General features: G+C 52.8%; 15 protein-coding genes and 2 tRNA genes. 11 read left to right on the forward strand and 6 right to left on the reverse strand.

Going from position 1 to position 25,852, the window contains the following annotated elements; all coding sequences use genetic code 11:
* Positions 1 to 8 precede the first annotated feature (8 nt).
* The 3 genes from J3P34_RS01800 to J3P34_RS01810 all read right to left on the reverse strand — a co-directional run bounded on the left by J3P34_RS01800 (position 9) and on the right by J3P34_RS01810 (position 3,244).
* Positions 9 to 1,589 carry an ATP-binding protein gene (locus tag J3P34_RS01800; RefSeq protein ID WP_210486174.1) on the reverse strand — a complete coding sequence of 527 codons (1,581 nt, stop codon included), beginning with the start codon at positions 1,587 to 1,589 and terminating at the stop codon, positions 9 to 11.
* A gap of 1,444 nt (positions 1,590 to 3,033) precedes the next feature.
* Positions 3,034 to 3,106, reverse strand: a tRNA-Lys gene (locus J3P34_RS01805).
* 65 nt (positions 3,107 to 3,171) lie between these two features.
* Positions 3,172 to 3,244, reverse strand: a tRNA-Lys gene (locus J3P34_RS01810).
* 138 nt (positions 3,245 to 3,382) lie between these two features.
* Between J3P34_RS01810 and J3P34_RS01815 the strand changes: the two genes are divergently transcribed.
* From J3P34_RS01815 to J3P34_RS01840, 6 genes are all read left to right on the forward strand, one after another.
* Positions 3,383 to 4,078 (forward strand): SH3 domain-containing protein, encoded by a 696-nt coding sequence (locus J3P34_RS01815; RefSeq protein WP_210486175.1) that lies wholly within the window; start codon positions 3,383 to 3,385, stop codon positions 4,076 to 4,078.
* A 212-nt stretch (positions 4,079 to 4,290) separates the two neighbouring features.
* Positions 4,291 to 5,556 carry an L-fucose:H+ symporter permease gene (gene fucP / locus J3P34_RS01820; RefSeq protein ID WP_210486176.1) on the forward strand — a complete coding sequence of 422 codons (1,266 nt, stop codon included), beginning with the start codon at positions 4,291 to 4,293 and terminating at the stop codon, positions 5,554 to 5,556.
* A 488-nt stretch (positions 5,557 to 6,044) separates the two neighbouring features.
* Positions 6,045 to 10,166: a hybrid sensor histidine kinase/response regulator transcription factor gene (locus J3P34_RS01825; RefSeq protein WP_210486177.1), complete on the forward strand. Its 4,122-nt coding sequence runs from the start codon at positions 6,045 to 6,047 to the stop codon at positions 10,164 to 10,166.
* Between the two features lie 488 nt (positions 10,167 to 10,654).
* A complete protein-coding gene (locus J3P34_RS01830) occupies positions 10,655 to 13,813 on the forward strand; it encodes a SusC/RagA family TonB-linked outer membrane protein (RefSeq protein ID WP_210486178.1) in 3,159 nt (1,052 codons plus the stop codon).
* A gap of 48 nt (positions 13,814 to 13,861) precedes the next feature.
* Positions 13,862 to 15,355, forward strand: coding sequence for a RagB/SusD family nutrient uptake outer membrane protein (locus J3P34_RS01835; RefSeq protein ID WP_210486179.1), 1,494 nt, complete (start codon positions 13,862 to 13,864; stop codon positions 15,353 to 15,355).
* Positions 15,356 to 15,426: 71 nt separating this feature from the next.
* Complete coding sequence (locus J3P34_RS01840; protein ID WP_210486180.1) at positions 15,427 to 16,647, forward strand: glycoside hydrolase family 130 protein; 1,221 nt, start codon at positions 15,427 to 15,429, stop codon at positions 16,645 to 16,647.
* A 364-nt stretch (positions 16,648 to 17,011) separates the two neighbouring features.
* Here J3P34_RS01840 and J3P34_RS01845 read toward each other — a convergent pair whose 3' ends face one another.
* Complete coding sequence (locus J3P34_RS01845) at positions 17,012 to 17,818, reverse strand: SDR family oxidoreductase (protein ID WP_210486181.1); 807 nt, start codon at positions 17,816 to 17,818, stop codon at positions 17,012 to 17,014.
* Positions 17,819 to 18,008: 190 nt separating this feature from the next.
* On the opposite strand from J3P34_RS01845, the gene J3P34_RS01850 reads away from it, so the two are divergent.
* The 3 genes from J3P34_RS01850 to J3P34_RS01860 all read left to right on the forward strand — a co-directional run bounded on the left by J3P34_RS01850 (position 18,009) and on the right by J3P34_RS01860 (position 21,187).
* Positions 18,009 to 19,049, forward strand: a complete 1,041-nt coding sequence (locus J3P34_RS01850; RefSeq protein WP_210486182.1) for an LA_2272 family surface repeat-containing protein — start codon at positions 18,009 to 18,011, stop codon at positions 19,047 to 19,049.
* A 225-nt stretch (positions 19,050 to 19,274) separates the two neighbouring features.
* Positions 19,275 to 20,693: a 23S rRNA (uracil(1939)-C(5))-methyltransferase RlmD gene (gene rlmD, locus J3P34_RS01855; RefSeq protein WP_345890325.1), complete on the forward strand. Its 1,419-nt coding sequence runs from the start codon at positions 19,275 to 19,277 to the stop codon at positions 20,691 to 20,693.
* Between the two features lie 125 nt (positions 20,694 to 20,818).
* Positions 20,819 to 21,187 (forward strand): hypothetical protein, encoded by a 369-nt coding sequence (locus J3P34_RS01860; protein WP_210486183.1) that lies wholly within the window; start codon positions 20,819 to 20,821, stop codon positions 21,185 to 21,187.
* A gap of 104 nt (positions 21,188 to 21,291) precedes the next feature.
* Here the strand turns inward: J3P34_RS01860 and thiL are convergent, their stop codons facing one another.
* Complete coding sequence (gene thiL, locus J3P34_RS01865) at positions 21,292 to 22,320, reverse strand: thiamine-phosphate kinase (protein ID WP_210486184.1); 1,029 nt, start codon at positions 22,318 to 22,320, stop codon at positions 21,292 to 21,294.
* 198 nt (positions 22,321 to 22,518) lie between these two features.
* Between thiL and J3P34_RS01870 the strand changes: the two genes are divergently transcribed.
* Entirely contained in the window at positions 22,519 to 23,100 is a 582-nt protein-coding gene (locus tag J3P34_RS01870; RefSeq protein WP_210466022.1) for a TetR/AcrR family transcriptional regulator, read from the forward strand.
* 223 nt (positions 23,101 to 23,323) lie between these two features.
* A complete protein-coding gene (locus J3P34_RS01875; RefSeq protein WP_210466023.1) occupies positions 23,324 to 23,965 on the forward strand; it encodes a hypothetical protein in 642 nt (213 codons plus the stop codon).
* A gap of 146 nt (positions 23,966 to 24,111) precedes the next feature.
* On the opposite strand, the gene J3P34_RS01880 is transcribed toward J3P34_RS01875, so the two are convergent.
* Entirely contained in the window at positions 24,112 to 25,851 is a 1,740-nt protein-coding gene (locus J3P34_RS01880) for a M3 family oligoendopeptidase (protein WP_210486185.1), read from the reverse strand.
* Position 25,852 lies beyond the last annotated feature (1 nt).

A 25,852-nucleotide genomic window follows, 5' to 3' on the forward strand; every position in this document is an offset into this window, starting at 1 on the left:
CGCAACCCTTAATTAAGGATTTTACTTGAGTCCAGGTGTTGGAGCAGCTTGTTGAACAGGTCCTGAGGCACGAAAGGCTTGGTGAGGTAGTCATTCACTCCTGCCTCAAATATCTTTTTGCGTTCACCTTCACTTGCGTTGGCGGTTAAGGCAATCACCGGTAATTGATGCCCTAATTTCCGCAGCTTTGTCACAGTCTGGAAACCATCTAGGTTAGGCATGTAAAGATCCATCAAGATAAGGTCATAAGCGGAAGAATCCATTTTACCTAAAGCCGCTAAGCCGTCTTCTGCGGTGTCAACTTCCGCGTGCCAGTTGGTGAGCAGTTTAGTTGCAACCGTTTTGTTCATCACGTTGTCATCAACAACTAAAATCTTCACCCCTCTGAGCTTGGAGAATGGAATCTTACTGCCCCCGGTTTTAGGCAAGGTCACCAGAGAGGCCTGGGGCTTCACAAACCTTAACCTAACTGAGAACCTGGAACCTTCTCCCGGCACGCTTTTCACCTGTATACTGCCTTTATGGAGTTCTACCAGGTTCTTGGTAATAGATAAGCCCAAACCTGTACCACCATACTGTCTGTGGGTAGAAGAGTTTACCTGGGTAAAGCTTTCGAATATACTTTCCTGCTTATCTAAGGGGATTCCAATGCCGGTGTCTGTAACAGAGAATTCCAATACCCACTCCTGGTTATTCTGGTAAATAACCTCCACCCCTAACTTTACAGAGCCGTGGTCAGTGAATTTAATGGCGTTTCCTAATAGGTTATTAAGAATCTGCATCAACCTGACAGGGTCTCCCGCCACTTCAGAAGGCGTGCGTGGATCAATAGAAAGGTCAAAACTGATTTTCTTTTCCATAGACCGCAGGCAAAGCGCCTGGTGCGTGTTTTTCAGAAGGTCTTTCAAATGGAAATTCACCTTCTCCAACTCAACCTTCCCTGCTTCTATCTTAGAGTAATCAAGGGTATTGTTGATCAAGGCCAGCAAACTTTGGGAAGAGAAATGGATGGAATTTAAATTTTCCTTATGTTCTTCTTTCAGACCGTCTTCCTGCAACAGAAGGTAGGTAAGCCCCATAATGGCATTGAGCGGGGTCCGGACCTCATGGCTCATATAGGAAACGAACTCCGCTTTCAACTGGGCAGTATGCTCTGCTGCTATTTTTTCAGAGACCAAGGCTTTCTCCCTAAGAACAAACTCGGTTACGTCTTGGATGGTCCCTATGATTTTGGTTCCTCTCTGGTTTCTGGCAATTGCCTTGCCTTTTATTCTTACCCAGGTGATCTGGGCGCTATTGGGCACCTCCATCAAACAATTGAGCTCCTCACCATTGGTCACCAGCCTTTCCCAGGCTTTGGTCAAATCCGCTTGCCCTTGCTCACTAAGAAAAGGCAAGAGAGCATCAAAGCCTCCTAAGGTAACGGAAGCTGGAATATTCAATAATTCATATACAAATTCAGAACAAGAAAAAGCCCCTGAGTCTGGCGCATACTCCCAGAAGCCTGCTTCCAACAAAGACCCTACCTCTGCACCCAAAGCACCTACCTGCTGCAAATGACTCAGCTTGCGGCGAGCAATAGTCTGCAACTGCCCCCTGTTTAAGCTTTTGTGGAAAGAAATAAAAGGCAAGGTTTGGGCTCCTTCAAACTGCTGGAAGCAATATTGGGTTGGCACAGTCACAGAAGTGGGGTTACCAAAGGCACTTCCCCTTTCATTGTGCCGTAGGGAATAATCTCTGAAAACGTAAAAACCGGTATTAGAATTAGAAACCTCCTGGAAAGCCATTCCTAACGGGAAGGTTTCATTTACGCCCATGATTCTCCTTTTCCAGAGCTTATCAGTGGAGTGGGTCAGCACAGCAAACCACTGTTCCTTCACGGCAGAAAAAAAGGACTTTATAAATTCCTTGAAATTGCTGGTCGTTAAAAAAGAAGGCGGAACTCTAAAAAGCGTGTCTATTCCTTCTAAATGCTTTGAATACAAAGTATTGTTGTCAGTTCTTGGGAATTGCAAGGACTGCCACTCATTCAAGCTCTGAGATTCTTCTACGATGATTGGAGCAGACTTCATAAACAATTCATTTACTTATTCCCTAAACCAAATATACAATAAATTATTAGTTAAGTTTTGTTTTTACATATTATTTTTAAATTTTATTCGAATTAATTATTTGATTTGTACACATTTTCACGATCGTTATAAATTTATTTATATAAATAGCAACATTAAATTTTCTTGATACTTTTCCCCACTTTTTGATAGTTTATCTGATATCCTGCATTTTGCTTTAAATAATTACGTTTACTTAGCTAATGAAGACCATGTGATTAACAAATCAACAATGGCTTATTTAAAGCATCACCTTAACCTGTTGATTATTAAAATAAACAAAAGGCCATTTGGTAAATTAAAGTGGCAATAAAGGACTGATTCTTTCACTGCGCAAACACAAAGCCACCGTTGACCTTGCTTCATCAAACAGATTAAACTCATCCTATCACCCAAAGGAACAGGAAGTTGCAGACAATTATAAACGGCGCATATACAAAAGGTTTCAACTTTAACATTAAAATCAAGCTACGTCTCCTAACCCTTTTCCTTATCTAAGGAAAGGCTTTCCCCATTCGGGCTTATATTCCAATGTACTATTTTTTAGCAGCGGCTTTTAAGCCTGCTTGAAGGGCTTTTGCATCAAAGTAAAGAGTACTTCAAAGCAGCAGTAAAGAATTAAAGGCTTAGGAAGACATACAAATGAAAGACACATGGCCCGCCCCTAAAAAATGACTTGGACCTGACGGAGCCTATGGCATCAAAGAGAAAACATCAGTCCTTACTCCTAGCTATGGATACCTAATCTGGTACGTTCACCTTAGAAAAGGACTTTGTAGCTAAACAACCGCTAAGCATACCCGAGACAGCGCACTTTCTAAGATTTACTTCTACAATTTGTTTGGAATAATTAAGCGCACCCAGGAACACTGTGGCATTAAAAAGAAAAAGCCCCTCATTAAAAATGAGAGGCTTAAACAAGTGATCCCGCTGGGATTCGAACCCAGGACCCATACATTAAAAGTGTATTGCTCTACCAGCTGAGCTACAGAATCAGGTACTTAAAAGGTGGTAAAAAAGCCTTTCCGACGTAAAGGCCGGAAAGGCTTTTTGTAATCTGTGATCCCGCTGGGATTCGAACCCAGGACCCATACATTAAAAGTGTATTGCTCTACCAGCTGAGCTACAGAATCTTTTTACTACCTTTGCTTGGGAGGGCGTTACCCTCATTTGCGATGCAAAAGTATAACCCCTTTCTGAAAATGCCAAACATTTTTCGCAAATTCTGTCTCCTTTTTTATGCTGTGGGCCTCTTTTGGACACAACCCGTTATGGCTCAATCGCCTAGCGAGAAACTAGTCCAAGCAGATTCTTTATTTAACCAGCACCGCTATACCCAAGCCCTCCAGATTTACGAGCAGTTGCTCTCCCAAAAGCGGATTTACTCGCCGCAGATGCTTCTGAAGATGGCCTACATCCATGAAGGACTTCAGCAATACACCCAATCCATGCATTACCTGCAGCTCTACTACAGCAAGCACCCCAGCCGGTCTGTCCTGCGCAAAATGGAGGAGGTAGGCCTGCAGCAACACCTTTCTGGCTACGAGTACACCGACTGGAACTTCTTTAAAACGCAGTTCTATAAATACTATACCCAAATTTTGGAATTGCTACTGGTGGTGGCTGTTGTTGCCATCACTCTGCTTTTGGTAAACTGGACTAAGAAGAAATCCATCAGCCCAGAAACCAAATTTATGGTGCTCACCTACCTGGCGTTTGTCTTTTACTTTGCCAACTTCCTGAGCCTAGACCAGCAAGGCATTATCCAGAACAGCAACGTGCCCATCATGGCGGCCCCATCAGCAGGCGCAGGGTTAATCGCCACCGTAAGCTTGGGTCATAAAGTGAACATCCTGGGCGAGCAGGACATCTGGTACCGAATTGAGTGGAATGAACAAACCGCCTATATCCGGAAAAACAACCTGCTCCTTCTTCCCCAGCCTCTGGGTGAAAAAAACAATTTTTGATTGGCCTCTGATACAGGCTGCAAACCTAGCAATAAAGCATTGTCTGGTTGTGGCGCCACGGCTTGGCATACACTACTTTGTTACTATAGTACATAGGTCATGGTAGGCTACCGATTAGTTTTGGGCAACGTATCTCTGCAGGAGGTTCCAAAATGCAGGGGAGAGTTTACCTTTAATATCCAGAGGAGTGTTTACCCTTAACTAGTTGAGGCATGATACAGACAGCTACCACAGAACCCGCCAATCTCCTCCACGGAAAGGCAAATTTCACCGAGCGGCGATACCTCGTGACCTTTGCGTTCGTGGTGTCGCTTTTTATGCTCTGGGGTATTGCCATCACCATGGGCGATGTGCTCAACCGCCATTTCCAAAACGTGCTAAACGTGTCTAAGGCACAATCTGGTCTGGTGCAGTTCTCCATCTTCGGCGCATACGCTGTCATGGGCATCCCCGCGGGGCTGTTTATGAAGCGCTTCGGGTACAAAAACGGCGTGTTGCTGGGCCTCACCCTGTATGCCTGCGGCGCTTTCCTGTTCCTGCCCGCCGCTAATGCCGAGTCGTTCGGGTTCTTCCGGATTGCCCTGTTCGTGCTGGCCTGCGGCCTGGCGACGTTGGAAGCGGTAGCACATCCCTTTGTCGCTTCTTTGGGTGATGAACGGACCAGTGACCAGCGGCTGAATTTTGCGCAAGGCTTCAACGGGTTGGGCGCGGTGATCGGGCCGCTTATTGGGGGCTACTTTATTTTGCGCGTAGGCGGCGACACCCAGGAAGGCTTGAGCTCCGTCAAGACCCTGTACCTGAGCATCGGTGTTCTCATCACACTCATTGCGATTGCTTTCTCCTTCGTGAAAGTGCCTGCCCTGAAGGATGCCCACACCATTGACCCGGATGCCTACGAGGTAGCCGCCACCCCGCAGGACCTGAAAGCGCCCAAGAAACTCTTCCAGCACCGGCACTTTGTCTGGGCGTTCATCACGCAGTTCTTCAATGTGGGTGCCCAGGGCGCCACCTGGGCCTTTTTCATCAACTACGGCGTGGAGAAAATGGGCCTCACCGATGAGACCGCCTCTTATTACTTCTCCCTGAGCATGGTCATGATGATGCTGGGCCGCTTCATAGGGACGTACCTGATGCGGTTTATTGCCCCCAATAGACTGTTGGCCACCTTTGCGCTTGCCAACATGGGCATGTGCCTGATCATCGCCCAAAGCTGGGGCTGGCCCTCTTTTATCGCCCTCCTGATGCTCAATTTCTTCTTCAGCATCATGTTTCCCACTATTTTCAGCTTGGGCCTGAAAGACCTGGGTCCTCACACGCAGCAAGCCTCCTCTTTCATAGTCATGGGCGTGGTGGGCGGTGCCGTGTTCCCTCCGCTTATGGGCCTCATCGCGAACCAGGATGTAGCGCAGGCCTACTACCTGCCCATCCTCTGCTACGCCATCATTTTCCTATTCGGGTATCGGTTATACAAACCCTGAACATTTCCCAGTTTTGCTTTGAAGAACCAGCCCTTCCGTTTTGGTCCTGTTTTCTCTTGAACAGGCCCAAAACGGAAGGGCTGGTTTTTACTTAAGTGATTGCTTTTCCTCGGGAATGCTGCAATCCTTTATTCCGGAATTGAAGAACGATACTTCAATCATGAACATGGGCTGAAGTGGCTACAATTTTTGCTTCAGTTTCCGGACCTATTTCAGAAAACAGGCTCAAAATAGCTGAGACCACAAAAAAGCTATTGCGCTCTTTCCTACGGAAATTTGTTGGTTAAGAAGCTCTACTCCAGTCGATACTAGTTTACAATCCTGATAAAAAATAATTAAATTAGACACACATATTAACACATTGCTATTTAATAGCTCATTAAATAACACCTCGTTTAAAACAGTATATCCTACCAATGGCCTTTATAGCCAACTAGCCTGAAGAATAGAACTCAGAACTCGGATCTGCCCTGCCAAAACGATAGATTATGCTGCGGTCTTGCCTGTTGCTCTTACTGGCCTTCCTCTACTTGATGAACCCGGCTGTCGGGCAGCATCTGGAAGGCCGGTCCCTCGCGGTGCAGCAACTGGACAGCCGAAACGGTCTTTCCAACAGTTGCGTTAACGCCATCTACCAGGACTCCGACGATCTGCTTTGGATAGGCACGTACGATGGCCTGAATGTCTATGATGGCTCCAGTTTCCGCATTTTCAACTATCACCAAAAAGACCTGGGCAAAAGCATCGGGAACAACGTCATCACGAACATTTCCGAGGACGCCGCTAAAAACATCTGGATTGAGACCAGCGAAGGTATCTCCCGCTACAGCAAGCAAACCGGTGAGTTTTCTAACTACTTTTATGAAAACGGCAGACAAGTAGAGGTACAGGTTTTGGCCATCAGCCCGCAGCAGGGGGTTTTCTGCCTATTGCAGGAAAAAGGCAAAACCGTGTCGAAACACTTCAATCCCAAAACCCAAACCTTTGAGCCTTTCAGCTTCCCCTTCGCGCTAACTCATGTTTCAGATCTCGCCTTCGATGCCCAGGGAACCCTGTGGGTCCTGAACCAAGAGCAGGTGGAAGTCTACTCACTCCGCAATAAAACCTTCCAGAAAAGGGAAACCTTACCCATAAAGGCCGAGAAACTCTTAATGCTGGAAAAAAAGGTCTTCCTCCAGGAACCCGGCACCCATACCCTCTGGGAAATCTCTCCTGTAACCTTGCAGCCGAAAGCCGTGGCCCGGTTACCAGAGCCCATCAAAGCCCTGACACAGGTGCCATCCGGCTTTCAGGTGGCTTGGACGAGCGGGGGAGTCGGGAGCTTTGATCACCGTTTTCACCCTCAGCCTCTCGAGAAAGAGTTGCAACTCCTGCGCAACGTTTCCGCCACTTCCTTCTGGACTTCTGAGGACCAAACCCTATGGGTGGGGACAGATGGCAACGGCATCCTGAAAATTGCGCCCACCCAACGGTTCTTCCACAGCGTTTCGGAGCTGCCCAACGGAGGGCCTTTCAAAGCGGTGCGGGCCTTTGCCGAGGTGGGCCAGGATATTTGGGTAGGCACTAAGGGGAATGGCATTCTCCGGTTTAAGAATAGCCCAAACGGGCGGCAACTGGAAGCGGACCCTCACTCCTACTCGGCTCCGCAGCAGTTGGAGAACAACGCCGTGTACGCCATTCAGCCCGGGAAAGAAGGGCTGGTTTACCTGGGTACCGACGGCCCCGGCATCACGCTGTACGACCCCCACACCAAAAACTTCATCAAATGGAAGGAAGTGGAATGCAGTAACCTGTACCCCGCCTTCGCCTCGGTATATGCCGTGTTGCCGGAAAAAGACAGTTCTGTGTGGCTTGCGACCAGTGGCTACGGATTGGTGCATCTAAAACTTCGGGCCAAGGGGTCTGGGAAATGGGCAGTGCAATACCTGGAGCGGTTTCCTTTCCATGGGGATGATACCGGCCCCGCCAGCAACGTCATTTTTTCACTTCTGCCGGGGGCAAACGGTCACCTGTGGCTGGGCTGCCGCAATGGAGGATTGAGCTTGTTCAACAAAACCACCCGAAAATTCAGGCATTTCAAGGCTTTCTCTGAGGCCGAGGGTCTGTCGCACAACGATGTCCTTTCCTTGTACAAAGACCGCCAGAATCGCCTCTGGATTGGCACCAGCTATGGCCTGAATTGGGTCAAAGAGAACGAGGCGCTCCAGAAAAAAGTCATTTTCCGGAAACTTACCACCGAGGAAGGCCTGCCCAATAATTCCATCCACGGCATCTCCGAGGACAGAAAGGGCAACATCTGGGTCAGCACCAACAACGGTCTGGCCCGCATCAATCCCACCTCCCTGCAGGTAGACCGGTTCCAGGCCGAGGATGGCTTGCAGGGCAATGAGTTCAGCGATGGGGCAGTGTGGAAGAATGCGCAGGGCATGCTTTTTTTCGGGGGGATCTATGGATTCAATTACGTGAACCCCGACGAGATCCAGGCCAGTAACCGCCAGGTGAACCTGCTGGTGTCTGATCTGCAACTGGGTAGCAAGATTTACCGCAACGCTTACGGCCAACTGGTACTTCGGCCCGGCCAATCCCAAAAAGCGGAGAATTTCACGGTGCCTCGCCGCGAAGGCTTCTTTGATGTGCGGTTAAAGGCCATTGATTTCCAGAAATCGGAGAAATCACAGTACGCCTACCTGTTAGAGGGAGCGGACCAGGCCTGGGTGTACTCCAATACCAACGGCCGGATCTCGTACCGCAACCTGGCGCCCGGCAACTACACTTTCAAGGTGAAATGGACCAATGGCGAAGGCAAATGGACGCCGGAAGCCGTGCTGTTCCGGGTAACCGTGGACCAGTACCTTTGGCTTAGCTGGCAGGCCTTCCTGTTCTATTTCGTGGTGGCGGTGGTTTCCTTCTACGCCTATTCTTCCTATCGACGCGGCCGCCTGGAAATGAAAAACCAGCTGGAACTGGAGCACCGTTTGCGACTGAAGGATGAGGAAGTGCACCAGGAGCAGCTGAGCTTCTTCACCAACATCGCCCATGAATTGCAGACGCCGCTCACGCTCATTACCGGCTCTTTGGAACGCTATCTCCAGAAAAAGGAACCACAAGCAAAGTCGGTCGACAGCGCTTACTTTCTATCTCTGGTGCAGCAGCACACCTCGCGGCTGCATTACCTGGTGAACCAAATTCTAGAGTTCAGGAAGGCGCAGGAAGGCCACTTGAAGGTGCATTACAGCTATGTGAACGTCTCCGCGCTGCTGGCCAACATTGCTGAACTCTTTACGCCCCTGCAGGAGCAGAAAAAACTCCGGTTCACGGCCCACATCAGCCCGGCTATCCTGGGCTGGACCGACAAAGACAAACTGGAGAAGATCGTCTTTAACCTGCTCTCCAACGCCTTCAAGCATAGCGGTCCCAATCAGGAAGTGATTTTGACCGTGACTGAGGACACCGCAGCGCACCAGGTGCAGATCAAGGTAGCCAACTCGGGCAGTAACCTGTCGCCGGAGCAACTGCAAAAGCTGTTCGATCGGTTCTTTGTGCTGGATGGGACCCAGAAACACAAATTCAGTTTCGGGATTGGGCTGGCGTTCACCCAGGAACTGGTTTCGCTGCTCAACGGGCAGATTACCGTCCAGAGCACAGACGACTGGGTGACGTTTACCTCCACGCTCCCTATTTCCGCCATTCCGGGGGTGACGGGGCTCACCAAGGACAACGTGCTGCAAGACAAACCCTCGCCGCTCCTGCACGCCGCCACGCGTCCGCCCCAGAAACAGAATCCGCAGCCCATCACTGAGAATAACAAACACGCCTTACTCCGGAGCTTAGATTCGGGCCACAAACCTGCCATTCTGCTGGTGGAAGACGAGGCCGATATTCGCTACCTCCTGCGCGACCTGCTGGAAGAGGAGTTTTTGATTTTTGAAGCCGAAAACGGTCAGCAAGCTTTGGAACTGCTGGCCAAAACCCTCCCCAATCTGATCATCTCAGACATCATGATGCCCGTGATGGACGGCCTGGAACTTTGCTCCCGCGTGAAAAACACCCCGGAAACGTGCCACATTCCGGTGGTGCTACTCACAGCCCGGGGCACTTTGGAGGAAAAAGTGGAAGGCTATGATGCCGGCGCCGATGCCTATATTCCCAAGCCCTTCCACACCGCCCATCTGCTGGTGCGGGTCCGCAAACTGCTGGAATACAAGAACCGGCTGCACCAACTGTTCCAGAAAGACAGCTTCAGCATTTCGCTGGACGAGGACCAACTGGAAAACACCGACAAGGAATTCCTCTCCAAAGTACTCCAACGCATTGAGGCGCACCTGGACAACCCCGCCCTGAATGCCGCCCTGCTGGAAAAGGAACTGATGCTGAGCAAAATGCAGCTGTACCGCAAACTCAAAGCCCTCTCGGCCATGACACCCGCCGAGTTCATCAAACACGTGCGCCTGCAGAAAGCCGCAGCCCTGTTGCAGAACACCAACCTGAGCGTGTCTGAGATTTTCTACCAAACCGGCTTCAACAACCAATCTTACTTTTTCCGGGAGTTCAAGAAACGCTACGAGTGCTCCCCCAATGAATACCGCGCCCACCACCGCATCCAGGCCTGACCCGGCGTTTTGAAGCTGTTTTTCAAAAAAGAGCCTCTAAACGCCATCTCATAAAATTAGGGGGTAACATCAGCCACGCACCCGCACCTTGGCTCTTTTGAACGAAGCCAGACACCTACTCCTGGCATCCTGTTTTTGGCCTGTTTTTCAGAAAACGGCCTCAAAACAGATTTCCCCGGATTTCTGCCTTCAGCCAACATACACCTTAAAAAGGAACGATTCAGATAGACGGAAATCCTTGGCGTAACAGCTTCCTGAAAACCTGAAAACCAACTCAAAACAGCTTAAATCAACGATTGATACTATAGTACACCACATTGTGACTCCAGTACATAGCCCAGGCCTAGGTAAATTTTACATTTGGATCAACTCCCATAAGCCCGGCAGAAGCAGGAAAGTACAGGGCAACAAGCATCCTGAAGAGACATTCCACCCCGCATCGGCGGCCTTTGCCGGGCCTGAAGCACCAGGAAGGAACACACCCATTCATGTACCATTTACTAACAGACAACATGCATAGAACATCTACTTTTGGGCAACTGCCCCACCCACAGAAGACGTTCTCGGGAGCAAGGCGCTGGAAGCTGCGCTTCCTGGGGATGTTGCTGCTCTGCCTGTTTTTGGTAGGGCAAGCCTTTGGGCAAACTTTTACGGTAAGCGGCGTGGTACGTGATGATACCGGCACCGGTTTGGCCGGCGTCACCGTGCAACTGAAAGGAGCCACCACCGCCACAGCCACAAACTCAGACGGCAGCTACTCTTTGAACGTGCCCAGCGGAAGCGGTACGTTGGTGTTCACCTACATCGGGTTCCAGACGCAGGAAGTCGCCATCAATGACCGCTCCACCGTCAATGTCACGCTGGTCACCGATCAACAGGCGCTGGACGAGGTGGTAGTGGTAGGCTACGGTACACAGCAGAAAAGCCAGGTGACAGGAGCTATCTCGTCCATCAAAGGAGCCAGTCTGGCCCAAACGCAGGCGGTGGATTTGAGCACGGCGCTGCAAGGCCAGGCCTCCGGCGTGAACGTCACCTCCCCTACCGGCGCCCCCGGCACCGAGGCCGTGGTCAGGATCAGGGGCATCGGTACCCTCAACAACAGCAATCCGCTGTACATTATTGACGGGGTACCTGTTACCGGAGGGTTGAACACCATCTCGCCCAATGACATTGAGTCCATTGAAGTGCTGAAAGACGCCGCCGCCTCGGCCATTTACGGGGCACGGGCCGCCAACGGCGTGGTGCTGGTGACCACCAAATCGGGCAAGGCAGGTAAAAACGAGATCGCCGTGGAGGCATCGTACGGACTGGCCAGCGCCATCGGTTTACCGGATATGGTGAGCACCGCCGAGTTTATTGAGCTGCAGAACGAGGCCTTTACCAACGACGGGGCCACCACCCGCAACAATGACAACGCCGCCACCCTCCCCAACACCGATTGGCTCGATGCCGTTTTCCGCACCGCGGCCATCCAGCGGTACAATCTCAGTTTCTCCGGCGGCAACGACGTGACCCGGTATTATCTCTCCGGCAACCTGGTGAACCAGGAAGGCACTATCCAAAGCTCGGAGTTCAAGCGCTACGGCCTCCGGTCCAACGTGAGCAGCACCGTGCGCAAATGGCTCACCGTGGGCGAGAACCTCAACCTCACCTATGACTACACCAAAGCGCTGGGTGCCTCCGGCGATGGGGGCCGGCCCGGAAGTTTGCCCGGTGTGGTTAGGTATGCGTTGCTTCGGCCCAACGCCATTCCCGTTTATGACCCCGTTACCGGATTTTACACCGATTTGCCGCCTGCCTCGCTCTACCAGAACCCTATTTTCTACGGCGATGCCAAAAACCCGCTCGCCATCGCTGATTACCGCAACCGGGCACTGGACCGTTACCGGGCCGTGGGCAACATTTACGCCGAGGTCAAGTTCCTGAACGATTTCCGCCTGCGTACCGATGCCGGCCTTGATTTCTCTTTGCAGGAACAGCAACAGTACAACGGCCAGATTCCCGGCGACCGTACCACCCTCACCGACAAAGACAAGTCCCTGGACAAATTCCGGCACCGCTACTACACCCTTAACTGGACCAACACCCTCAACTACAACCACAATTTCAACGAGGCCCATGACGTAGGCTTCACCCTGGGCACCGAGTACGTGACCTTCAAGGTGGATTACCTCTCGGCGGCGCGCAACGGCTACGATAACCGCACCGATGCCAACCCGGATCTGCAGTACCTGGACTTCGGGTTGGGGCAGCAGTTCAGCAGCGGCGTGGAGGAAGAATGGGCCCTGATGTCCTATTTCGGGCGCGTTTCTTATGCGTTTAAGGAAAAATACCTCTTAACCGCCAACCTCCGCGCTGATGCCTCCTCCCGTTTTAGCGAGAACAACCGCACGGGGTATTTCCCATCGGTATCGGTGGGCTGGAATTTGGCGCGGGAGAATTTCATGCAGAACGTGACTTGGCTGCCCGATCTGAAACTGCGCGCCAGCTGGGGTGAATTGGGGAACCAGGAAATCGGGTTATATCCGTTCGCTACACTGTATTCCACTTCCAACGGCGTGTTGCAGCCTATCAGTTTGGGCAACCCCGATGTGAAATGGGAAACCACCGAGCAGACCAACGTAGGGCTGGACGCCTCGCTGTTCCAGGGCATGATGAACCTGAGCGTGGATTACTTTGACAAACAGTCCCGTGACATCCTCATTCAACTTCCGGCCTCCTACACCAACGGAGACGCCACGCCACCTTACGTGAACGGCGCCAAGCTATCGAACAAAGGCTGGGACTTCACGCTCAATTACCGGCAGAGCACCGGCGGCTTCTCCTGGGATGTGACCGGCAACCTGACCACGGTGAAAAACCGGGTGGTGTCTTTGTACCAATCCAAGGAGCAGATCCTGTCCTCTGGCTCCGGCAGCGTGATTCTGCGCGAGGGTTTGCCGCTGAGCGCGTTTTACGGCTATAAAACCAACGGGCTGTTCCAAACCGAGGAAGACGTGCAAGGCTACGTAAACGCCACCGGCGAGCAGCTGCAGCCCAACGCCCAACCCGGCGACATCCGGTTTGTGGACGTGAACAATGACGGCAAAATTGACGATGCCGACCGCACCATCATCGGGGACCCCAACCCAGACCTGTTGTACAGCCTGAACGGCACCTTCAGCTACAAGAACTTTGACCTGAACCTGTTTTTTAACGGCGTGTACGGCAACGACATCTACAACGAGGTAGACAACATCATCAACAGCTTTGACGCGCGCGGCTTCAACGTGAAACGCGATTTCTACGAGGAGCGCTGGCACGGCGAGGGAACCAGCAATTCCATGCCCCGGGCCACCTACCAGGACCCCAACAACAACCGCCGTTCCTCTGACCGGTACGTGGAAAGCGGCTCCTATCTGCGCCTCAAAAACGTGGTGCTGGGCTACACCCTGCCCGGTTCCCTGATGCAGCGGGTGGGCGTAGCCCGGGCCCGCATCTACGCCAGCGCTCAGAACCTCTTCACCATTACCGACTACGGCGGCATGGACCCGGAGCTGTACACCAATGAAAACCTGGCCAACTACGGCGACCTGGGCCGGGGCATTGACATGGGCACGTATCCGCAGTCGCGCATCTACACTTTCGGGTTGCAGTTGGGCTTCTAAATGTTGGTTGAGGCCATAGTTCCGATTATTCCACCCAAACTATCAGACATGAAAAAGTATATTTATAGCCTGTTTTTGCTGATTGTCCTGCAAACCAGTTGTCAGGACGAGCTGGACAAACTCCCGCAAGGGAAACTCACCGAGGGGAACGTTTTCACCCAGGCCAGTGATTTCCAGTTGGCCATTGATGCCGTGTACCTGCCCATCACCAATCGGTTCAGGGGCAATTGGGAGTGGGAAAACGGGACCTCCATCCCGCGTGAATGGGTCATTGGAGATGTCATGAGCGATGATGCCGTAAAAGGAGGCGGCGGCTTGGGCGACCAGGAAGATATGAGAAGGATGGAGACCTTCAATATCTTTCCCGAGAACAACAATGTACTGGGTATCTGGCGCTTCAACTACAAGGGCATCAACGCCGCCAACACGTTTCTGCAGCAGGACGGGAGCAACATCCCGGGCCTCAGCGCTGACCTTTACAACCGCATGCGCGGCGAAGCCTACTTTCTGAGGGCTTTCTACTACTTCCGGCTGGTGGTCAACTTCGGCGGAGTGCCGCTCCTGGCCCCGGAACAAGGCAAAACCGATAATACGGTCCGGGCCTCGGTGCAGGAAGTCTACGCCCAGATTGAGGGCGATCTGGCCCAGGCCATGCAGCTGCTGCCCATGTCTTACCCCGAGGACGCCAATTACCACCGCGCAACCAGCGGGGCGGCCCACGCGTTGCTGGCCAAAACCTACCTCTACCGCGAGCACTGGCAGGACTGCCTCAACGAGATTGCCGAGGTGCAGAAATCTGGCTACATGCTGCTGCCCGAGTTAGAGGACAATTTCAATGGCGAAGGCGAAAAAGGCAAGGAAATCATCTTCGCTTCTAGGCACGAGGCGGGTCTGGTGCCCTCCCAGGGCTCTATCCTAAACGCGGTGTTCGCGCCGCAGGGCAAAGGCTGGGGTTTCCAGATTCCTACGCAGGACCTGGTGGATGAATTCGAACAGAATGACCCGAGGCTGAAGGCCACCGTTTTCATGGCCGGCGACAAATGGGTGGATGGCTCTGACTATAACCCGGCCTGGTCTCCGCTCACCGGCTACAACGTGAAAAAGTTCATGCAGAATGTGACCCCCATTGACGACGGTGGCATAGACTACATCTACATCCGCTACGCCGATGTGCTGCTCTGGAAAGCAGAAGCCCACGCCGAGCTGAACCAACTGGCCGAGGCCCGGGCGGCGCTGGAACAGGTAAGGGCCCGCGCCAGAAACCAGGCCAGCAATCCCTCGGCTTTGCCAGAAGTCACCACGGATAACCAACAAGAATTACTGGAGGCTATCCGGCACGAGCGGCGGGTAGAACTGGCCTTTGAAGGGCACCGCTATTATGACTTGGTGCGCTGGGGACTCGCCGATGAAGTGCTGGCCAAAGCTCCCGATGCTGATCCGCTTAAAGGCTACAAAGATTACGGCAACGGCTGGCAACCCAGCAACGCCCTGCTGCCCATCCCCCGCCGCGAAGTTGATTTACTGGGTTTACCGCAAAACTAGGCTAAAAACGTTCCGGCTCCTTTAATGCGGGGCCGGGCTCCTGCTCACCTTAAAGAAACTTGTCATCCCATATGAAAAATATAGCCAAAGAAATTTCCGTCCTGGGTCTACTTCTGCTGGTGGGCCTTACTGGCTGCCAAAGAAACAAACAGGATAAAACCGAGCAGAACCAGGCCTCGGCGACCGGCCAGCAAACCACCGAGGATTGGACCTTGGGCCCCTTTGTGAAAGCCGATGCCGCCAATCCGGTGCTGGTGCCTGACCCCAAGGCCATGTTCTATGACCCCATCCGGAAGGACTCCGTGGCCTGGGAAGCCAAAGATGTGTTTAACCCCACAGTGGCCGTACGCAACGATACGGTGTACATGCTGTACCGGGCCGAGGACAAAATCGGGCGGTTCGCGGGGACCTCGCGGCTGGGTCTGGCCTACAGCACCGATGGCCTCAAGTTCACCAAGTACCCGGCCCCGGTGCTCTACCCCGATAACGATGCCTACAAAGCCCTGGAATGGGAAGGCGGCTGCGAAGATCCGCGCATGGTGGAAGACGAGAATGGCCTCTATTATCTCACCTACACCGCCTATGACGGCAAAACCGCCCGCCTCATGATCGCCACTTCCAAAGATTTAAGGCACTGGAAAAAGCACGGCTCGGTGTTCGGGAAAGTGAAAAACGGCAAATACGTCAAGTACTGGACCAAGGCGGGCTCCATCATCGCGCGGCAGGTGGGCAACCGGTTGGTGGCGACCAAAATCAACGGCAAGTACCAGATGCTGTGGGGCGAATCGAACATCTACATGGCCACCTCCGATAACCTCATTGACTGGACCCCTGTCCCCGAGACCGATCCCACCAAAGCCAAACCCGACAGCATGCGCGGCTACGACGAAGCCTTCAAAGTGGTCTTCCAACCCCGCAAACGGCAGTTTGACAGCGAACTGGTAGAACCCGGTCCGCCCGCCCTGCTCACTGACCGTGGCATCGTGTTCATCTACAACAGCAAAAACAGCCCCACCTACGGTGACACCACCCTGGCCGCCGGGAACTACGCCGCCGGGCAAGTGCTCCTGGACAAAAACGATCCGTTCAAAGTGCTGGCCCGCACCCCCAAATGGTTCATCACCCCAGACAAGGACTACGAGATCAACGGGCAGGTAGACAACGTGTGCTTTGTGGAAGGTTTGGCGCCATTCAAAGGCAAATGGTACCTCTACTACGGCACTGCCGATTCCAAAATCGCGGCCACCGTGGCAGACCAGAAAGGCACCAACAATGCCACTGCGGCAAGGTAGGAATCAAATTGGTTTAATCTTGAAACAGGAAGCGCCTGCAGGTTGCTGCAGGCGCTTTCCGTTTTGGGACAATTTTTCTGAAAACAAGTCCAAAAAACTCATCATCAATTTAACTGAGAAGCTGATTAATGAAGCTATTTAGGAAAGTGTTAGAACACCTGTGTGAAAAGCGCTTTCCCCGGACAGATCTTTCTTGGAGCAGAAAGCGCCTATTCATCTAGCGGATGACGTCGTTACAATGTAACGACGCTACATATTTGTCTGTAGCGACGTTACATTGTAACGACGTACGCATTCCATCAAAATACCGGGTAGAGATGCGTTTTAGACCCATTTCCCTAAAAACGGGTCCTAAACGCTTCATTTACTTAAAAGGCGAATTCGGCTCTTTCTTCATTTGGTTGTACACCAGCTTATCGGTGAGGCCGGGCAGAAACTTACCTAACAATACCACCAGTTTGCCTTGGGTGGTGAGCACTAGTTCGCGTTTGCGCTTGCGGGTTGCTTCCAGAATACGGTCGGCTACTTCCTCGGCGGTCATCATCTTGGCTTCATCGCGCGGGGACTCTCCCTGCTGGCTGCCGTCGGCGGAGAGGGCGGTGTTGCGGATGTTAGAGGCGGTAAAACCGGGGCAGGCGATCATCACGTGCAGGCCTTGGTGCAGCGTCTCGGTGCGGAGGGCACCCAGGAAGCCCTGCATCGCGAATTTAGAGGCCGAGTAACCGGTACGTCCGGGCAATCCTTGGTAACCGGCGATGGAAGAAACGCCGATTACTGATCCTTTGGTTTTCAGCAGGTACGGCAAGGCATATTTGGTGCAGTATACGGTACCCCAGAAATTGATGTCCATGAGTTGCCGAATCACGTCCAGGTCCACCTCCTGGAAAAGCGCCCGCATGCTGATGCCTGCGTTGTTCAGCATCACATCTATCTTTCCGAACCGGGCTACTGTCTCTTCAATGAGGCGGCGGCAATCTTCCTCTATGCTGACATCGCCGATCACGGCCAGATACTCCACGCCAGCAGCTTTCAGTTCCTGGCCTACTCCCTGCAATTTCTGCGTGTTTCTTGCGGAGATCACGATTTTCCCGCCGGCCCGCCCGAACGCCAGGGCGCAGGCCCGCCCAATTCCGGACGATCCGCCGGTGATAATGACAACTTTATCTTTCATGTTCAAATGCTTCATCTGCCGTACGGCAACCTCCGCAAATCTACGATAAGTTTGGCACCATTTTCCACTTCCGGCCACCGCAGGAACTCTGGCAGGCAATGAACAATAATGGAGGCAACGTGGGGGTAAACAACAGAAAAGCCGTCTTTACTTCTAACTACCATCTAAACGGTGTCTTATTCCGTCTGCCATGAAAAAGCTTCTTTTCTCAATTACCGCGCTGCTGGCCATTGCTCTGCAGGGTTTCTCCCAGGCGCCATCACGCACTTCCCTGGAATACAGACCGGTCCAGTTTTCGGTCACGCCCGGGTTAGGCTCCAACGGCAAAGAGAGCGAGCAATACTACACGTCCTTTTCATTCGGGGTGTTGGGTGACAGAAGCGGGGGAGTGAGCGGTGTCCAACTCAGCGGCTTGATCAACCGGAACCGCTATTTTTCCAAAGGCCTGCAATTAGCCGGGCTAATCAATACCATCGGGGCGCTGCCCACCAATTTTAACCTTCTGCAGCGCCAAGAGCCAGATTCTATCCTTTCGCCGGATTCTAGTCTGGAAGGTCTTCAGTTAGGCGGAATTCTCAACACCGTGGAAGGCGACGTAAACGGAGCTCAGATTGGCGGGGTCCTCAATACAATTACTGGTGTGCTGAATGGGTTGCAGTTAGGTGCCATCAACCGGACGCAACATTCCAAAGGCCTACAGATTGGCGTGATTAACATCGCTGATTCCAGCAGCGGTGCCACGTTGGGGTTGATCAATATTGTACGGCACGGCGGGTATTACCGGGCGGAGGTTTGGGCCGGGGAAACGTTCTATGCCAACGGAGCACTGAAGCTGGGCACCCAGAAACTGTACAGTGTCTTTGCGCTGGGATATGGGCCGCACGAGGGGAAACATCATTTTGGGTACGGTCTGGGGCTGGGCTTCCCGGTGAACCAGAAAGGCATGTTCCTGGATGTGATGATCTACCAGGTCAATGAAAACAAGTTTTGGACCAACGGCTCCAGCAACCTGCTGGAACAAGTGCGCCTCACCAAAGAAAGGGACTTCGGGAAGGTGGCGCTGTTCTACGGGGCAACGCTCAACGTGTTCGTCTCTAACCGGCGTCCGCTGAAAGTAGGCGAAGATCCGGGTATGAAACTGGAACCTTGGCCTTTGTTTGAGAATGTCTCCCGGCAGTCACGCGTGACGGTGTGGCCCGGCATCAACTTGGGAGTCAGGTTCAAAAAGTAGTGGCCTGTCGTTTCAGGGCTGTTTCCCATAAAACAGCCCTGAAACAGAACTCTTATATATACCAGGAGATCGTGCCTGAAATTCTGATGGCTTTGATTTCTTTACCTGAACGAACCTTCAATTTCTCACAAACCTGTTTTGAAGCCGATTTCCTGAAAACTCCTTTGAAACGCATTTACAGGAAAAAGCCTTGGTGCAGAGTTTTCTTTGTAATTTTGCGGCATCGTGAGAAAATTCAAGAAAAAGAAACATAAATACGAGGTCATCCCGCAACTGCGTGTGGAGGAGATGGCCGCAGAAGGCAAGTGCATTTCCCGCCATGACAACCTAGTGGTGTTCATCTCAGACGTGGCCCCCGGCGATGTGGTGGACGTGCGCGTGACCAAAAAGCGGAAGAACTACCTGGAGGCGGTACCGGTGCATTTCCATGAGTATTCTGAGGCCCGGACCCAACCGTTCTGTGAGCACTTCAACGTCTGCGGCGGCTGCAAGTGGCAGCATATTCCGTACGAGACCCAGCTGTTCTACAAGCAGAAGCAGGTGAATGACAACATTGAGCGCATAGGAAAGATTACGGGCCACGAGATGCTGCCCATTCTGCCGTCTGACCGCGTGAGCTTTTACCGCAACAAGCTGGAGTTCACATTCTCGGGCAACGCCTGGCTCACCAAAGAGCAGATAGACAGCGGCGAAGACCTGGACCGTCGGGCCCTAGGTTTCCACGTGCCTTTGCGCTTTGACAAGATCGTGGACATTCAGCACTGCTATTTGCAACCGGCTCCGTCTAACGAGATCAGGCTGGCGGTGAAGAACTACGCGCGGGAAAACAACCTGCCGTTCTTTGATCTGGTGAAACAGGAAGGCTTTCTGCGGAACCTCATCATCAGAACTGCCAATACCGGCGACCTGATGGTGATTGTGCAGGTGTTCCAGGATCGGCCCGAGTGGCTGATGCCGCTGCTGGATTTCCTGTTGCAGGAGTTTCCGCAGATCACCTCGCTGCATTACGTGGTCAACAGCAAAGGCAACGAGACCTTCCATGACCTGGAGGTGGTGTGCTACCACGGCGATCCGTACATTCATGAGCAGATGGAAGGGCTGCGGTTCAGGGTGGGGCCAAAATCGTTTTACCAGACCAACTCAGAGCAGGCCTACAATTTGTACAAACTCACCCGGGAGTTCGCGCTGCTCAACGGCCACGAGACCGTATATGACCTGTACACCGGGGCCGGCACCATCGCCAACTTCGTGGCCCGCTCGGCGGCGCAGGTGGTGGGCATTGAGTACGTGGCCAGCGCCATAGAGGACGCCAAGATCAACTCGCAGATCAACGACATCACCAACACGCATTTCTACGCCGGCGACATGAAGGACGTGCTCACCACCGAGCTCTTCGCCAAACACGGTCGCCCGGACGTGATCATCACCGATCCGCCCCGCGCCGGGATGCACCCAGACGTGGTGGCCAAACTGCTGGAGGTGAAAGCCAACCGGATTGTGTACGTGAGCTGCAACCCCGCCACCCAGGCCCGCGACCTGGAAATGCTCGCTGATCTGTACGATGTGGTGAAAATCCAGCCGGTAGACATGTTCCCGCAGACCTACCACGTAGAAAGCGTGGCCCTGCTCACGCTCAAAAGCTAAGATTCACAAAGTAAAGCACCTTCCGTTTTAGGCTTATTTTTCAGAAAACAGCCCTAAAACGGAAGGTGCTCAAAACAACTTACTTCGTGTTACGTGATACCTGATACGCCATACGTGCTACCATTATGCAAAACGATCCAGAACTGAACGGCAAATACCTGGGCACCATCACCAAAGACTTTGTGCAGGTGTCTGATACTTTGAAAGAGGCGTCTTACCTCATCAGAAAGCGCGAGATCTCCAAGTACCCCATTTTCGTGTTCTCCAAGGAGGTCACTAAGATCGGAGGGCTGCTCATCGCCGCCGAAGAGCGTGACCTGGGCTGGAACATCAACGCTTCCTACCTGGAGGATTTCGTGGGCCGTAAACTGGTGTTGGAAGACAAGATAGAGGATTTCCAGCAGGCCTACCGCGATGCCGATGAATACTGCTGCCTCTTCGTGGTAGACCGCGATTTCATGAACTTCGTGTTCGTGCCGTACCCCGAGGATTAAAAACCGGCAAGGTTTCCCGCCCCATTTCCTGAAAACAACCTATAAACAGCAAGCCCCAACTTCTAGCAGGAAGTTGGGGCTTGCTGTTTAATGAAGGACCAATCTTATCCGAAGTGGTTCCAGCCTTGTGCCTTGATGGGGAATGTGTTGCCGCTTGGGGTCACCAGCCGCACGCCTTCGCCGGCATCGGTGATGTTCCCGATGATGGTGATATCAGGGTGGTTCCTGATTTTATCGAAGTCGGCCATTTTCACGGTGAAGAGCAGCTCGTAGTCTTCGCCGCCGTTCAGGATGCAGGTGACAGGGTCCAGTTTGAATTCCTCGGCGGTTTCCAGGGTCTGCTGGTCGGCGGGGAGTTTGTCCTGGTAAATGGCCGCCCCTACCCTGCTCTGCGAGCAGATGTGCAGCAACTCAGAACCCAACCCATCTGAGATATCAATCATAGAAGTGGGATGCACGCCCAGTTCCTTTAGCTCGTGTATCACATCCATGCGGGCCTCCGGCCGAAGTTGCCGTCCTACCACGTAGTCTTTGCCTTCCAGCTCGGGTTGGGTCTCGGGGTCGGCCAGGTAGGCTTGTTTCTCACGCTCCAGCAGTTGCAGGCCCAGGTAAGCACCGCCCAGGTCTCCGGTTACGCAGATGAGGTCATTGATTTGGGCCGTGCTGCGCAGCACCGCTTTGCCTTTCTCCACCTCGCCTAGCGCCGTGATGCTGATGACCAGTCCGCCGCGCGAGGCAGTGGTGTCACCGCCCACCAGGTCCACATTGTAGTTCTCGCAGGCCAGGCGCATGCCGGCGTACAGTTCCTCAATGGCCTCCACGGTGTAACGGGCACCGATGGCTAGACTCACCACAATCTGGGTAGGCACAGCGTTCATGGCGGCAATATCAGACACGTTCACAGCCACTGCTTTGTAGCCCAGGTGCTTCAAAGGGCAGAAAGTGAGGTCAAAGTGCACGTTCTCCACCAGCATATCCGTGGAAACCACAATCTGCTTCTGGCCTGGCTCAAGCACCGCGGCATCATCGCCAATGCCCACCACCGTGGAGGGCTGATTCATTTCAATGTTTTCCTGCAAACGGCGAATCAACCCAAACTCGCCCAAGGTTTCTAAAGAGGTATATTCTGACATATTGTATCTACTTATCGTACTTTTTCGTCCTTATTTAATAGGAGATATACGTTTTCGTCTTATTTTTAGAAAAACTTGCCCAAAACGCAAAGATAGCTTTTCCACGGCACCTTTCATTGCAAAGAATTTACGGGCCCAGGCAAGTAAATTTGCTAACGGCCGTTCGCATTAGTAGCTTTGATTGTAAACAGTACCTCTATGTCCAGCACCCAATTGTCGCGCAAAGAACAGATAGACCAAGTTGCCACTTCCCTTTTCAAATCCAGAGGTTTCGCTGCCACCACCATGCGGGACCTGGCCCTTGAATTGGGAATTGAAGCCGGTAGTCTTTACTCGCACATCAAATCAAAGGAAGACATTCTGCAGCGCGTCTGCTTTAAGATGGCCGATGAGTTCAATGCCGCCTTTGACGAGGTGAAAAACAAAGACGTGCCGGCAGGCGAGAAACTGCGTCTGGCGGTAGCGGCCCACGTGCGGGTATTGACCAAAAACCCGCCAGCGGCCGGGGTGTTCCTCAATGAGTGGCGCCACCTGAGCGAGCCATCCCTGAGCAAGTTCCACGACATGCGTTTCCAGTACGAGGAAAGCCTGCGGGAGATTGTGCGCGAGGGAATCGCCAGCGGCGAATTCAAAGTCACCGATGAGAAGTTTGTAGTATTGACGCTCCTCTCCAGCCTTAACTGGCTGCACATGTGGTACAAACCCGAAGGTAAGATGAGCCCAGACGACATCGCAGAGTTCCTTTCCAACTTACTGCTCAACGGCCTTAAAAACTTCTAAAGCCGGAAGTTAAAATAGCCCCTTTATAATTTCGCAGGCCTTAAGGCGTTCCCTGAAAAGGATTGAACGGCCTTGCTCGCCTTTGCTTTCCCTTTGAATAAAGGTTCCGCGGGTGGGTTTGCGCTGTAACGGGAAAGGGAACTGTTACGTTTGCAGGGTGTCTGGCCTTCTTTTTGGCCCACCTACGCATCATAACAGCGTAGTCTCAATTACACAAGAAAGCATGAGAAAACATATAATCTTTGGGCTATCCGTGGCGGTGATCCTGGGTATGGCTGGCTGTTCCAAAGACTCCGGCAGGTCTGGCCCGCTGGCCCGCCCCATCTCTGATGAGCAACTAAAGGAAGAACTGACGGTTCTCTCGGATACCCTTGACGGCAAATGGAAGGTAATGATGTGGAGCGACAGCCTCAAAACCCAGCAAATGGAAGAGATGCTGGCCGCCATTCCGCCTGCCGCCATGGAAGCGCAGCAGCGCTCCGAGCTGCAGAAAGCCCTCCGCCGCCTGCGTACCCTACGCTATGACCGCAACACCGTGCGCGATTCTGACCGCATTGATGCTTATGATGCCGCCCAGGACTCTGTGTGGAATGCTTTACGCGCTTTTCTACCTGAAGACGGCCCCACCGGCGTTCCCCGCGTAGATTCTTTGAACCAGTCTATCACCGCGCACCAAACCGAGACCGTTTTCTACCGCGGCCGCTATGACCAGACCGCCAAAGAACTGAACACGCTGCTCCGCCGCTACAAGAAACAGGTGCCCAAGCTGGGAAAACCCTTTGACACGCTGCAGCCAGCCCCGCTTTTCCAATGGGTAGACAAAAATGCCAAGCCCACCGAGGAAGGCACAGATACAGGATCATAAAGCATTCAGATTATCCGGCGGAAACGGCTTCATAGCCCTTCCTCCTACATATAGATCGTTTTCAGGCAGATTTTGAAAAAATTGATCTAAAACAGAAAAGCCCCAGATATCTTCTGGGGCTTTTCTGTTTTAAAGGAATCGTCTGATTATTTGTGGTCCAGTTGGGCCAGTTCGTCTTTCACGAAGTCAACCAGGGTCTGGATGTACTCGCTGGAGAAATCGAAACGGATACCTGCCGCAGCGTAGATCTCCCCGATGGTGGCGGTATAGCCCAAGCTGAGCGCTTTCTTGTAGCCTTCCAGCGCCGCTTCGGGTTCAGATTTGTAGCGCTTCCAGACGGCAACGGCGCCCAGTTGGGCCATGGCATACTCCACGTAATAGAAAGGTACTTCGTAGAGGTGCAGCTGCTTTTGCCAGATGTAAGGCTTAATGTGCTCCAAACCGCTCCAATCCACTTCCTGCAGGTTGAACTCCTCGAAGATGCGCACCCAGTTCAGGTGGCGCTCTTCTACGGTATGGTTGGGGTTTTCATACACCCAGTGCTGGAACTTGTCAATGGTGGCTACCCACGGGAAGGTCTCCAGCACGCCTTCCAGGTGCTGACGCTTGGCGCGTACCAAGTCTTCCTGGTTCGGGAAGAAAATGTCCCAGTGGTCCAGCGTGAGCAATTCCATAGACATGGACGCCAGTTCGGCTACCTCGGACGGTGGGTGTTTGGCGGCGTTAAGCGGCAGATCACGAGTAAGAAAAGAATGTACAGCGTGACCGCCTTCGTGCAACAGGGTCACCACATCGCGCAGCGAAGAAGTCGCATTCATGAAGATGAAAGGCACGCCAATCTCATCCAGTGGATAATTATAGCCTCCCGGTGCTTTGCCCTTGCGGGATTCCAGGTCCAGGTGGCCCATCTCGCGCATGGTCACCAGGCAGTCGCCCAAGAAAGAGTCCAGGCGGTAGAAGCACTCAATGGTTTGGGAAAGCAGCTGGTCACCGGTTTTGAAAGGCTCCAGCGGCGGCAATTGGCTGGGATCTACGTCCATGTCCCAGGGCCGAAGCGAATCCAAACCAAGTTTCTCTTTGTGCTTCTGATCTATCTGGCGGGTAACGGGCACCACTTTCTCCTTGATGGCCTGGTGGAATGAGAACGTGTCCTGGGGACCATAATCAAATCGGCCGAGGGCAGCGAACATGTAGTCGCGGAAGTTGTCAAAGCCGGCGTTCAGGGCTACCTGGTGGCGCAGTTGCACCAGCTCGGTATAAAGCTCGTCCAGCTTTTCTTTGTCTTCCAGGCGGCGGTTTTGGATAGCCAGGTAGGCTTCCTCACGCACAGCGCGGTCGGTTTGCTTCAGGCGGTCGGCGGCGCGTTGCAGGGTCATTTCCTCGCCGTCCAGGTTCACCATCATAGCCCCGGCAATGGCGCCGTACTGCTGCTGCTTGGTGCTGATCTCGGTTTGCAGCGGAATGTTTTCCTCCCGGAACAGCTCAATGGCCCGGCGCACTCCCCGCAGGTAAATGCGATATTTCTGCTCGTCCAGCCCGTCAATGTACGGCGACTCCACCAGCTTGCGGTTAAAAGCATCGTCATAGGGCGAGGCTTTGGGCTCAATCTCCGTGACGAAGAACTGGAACGCCTGGGTGAGGGCCTCGTCCTGGGTGTCGCAGGTCATTTTGATGTAGCGCCAGGCCAGGTTCTCAGAGAGCACGCTCTCCAGTTCACTGCGGTCAGCGATCCATTTCTCCAGGTCCTCCTGCGAGTTGATCTCGCGGGTTTTCAGTTCCTCAAAGTAAGACTCCAGCGATTCCCAGTCCCGTACCTCAAAATCTGCGGGCATGTACTGGCGAGGTTTGCGTTCTGGCAACGCGAGCGTTTGGGAGGTGTTTTCCATA

The organism is Rufibacter aurantiacus (assembly GCF_017916345.1).
In the GTDB taxonomy this organism is placed as follows: Bacteria; Bacteroidota; Bacteroidia; order Cytophagales; family Hymenobacteraceae; genus Nibribacter; species Nibribacter roseolus.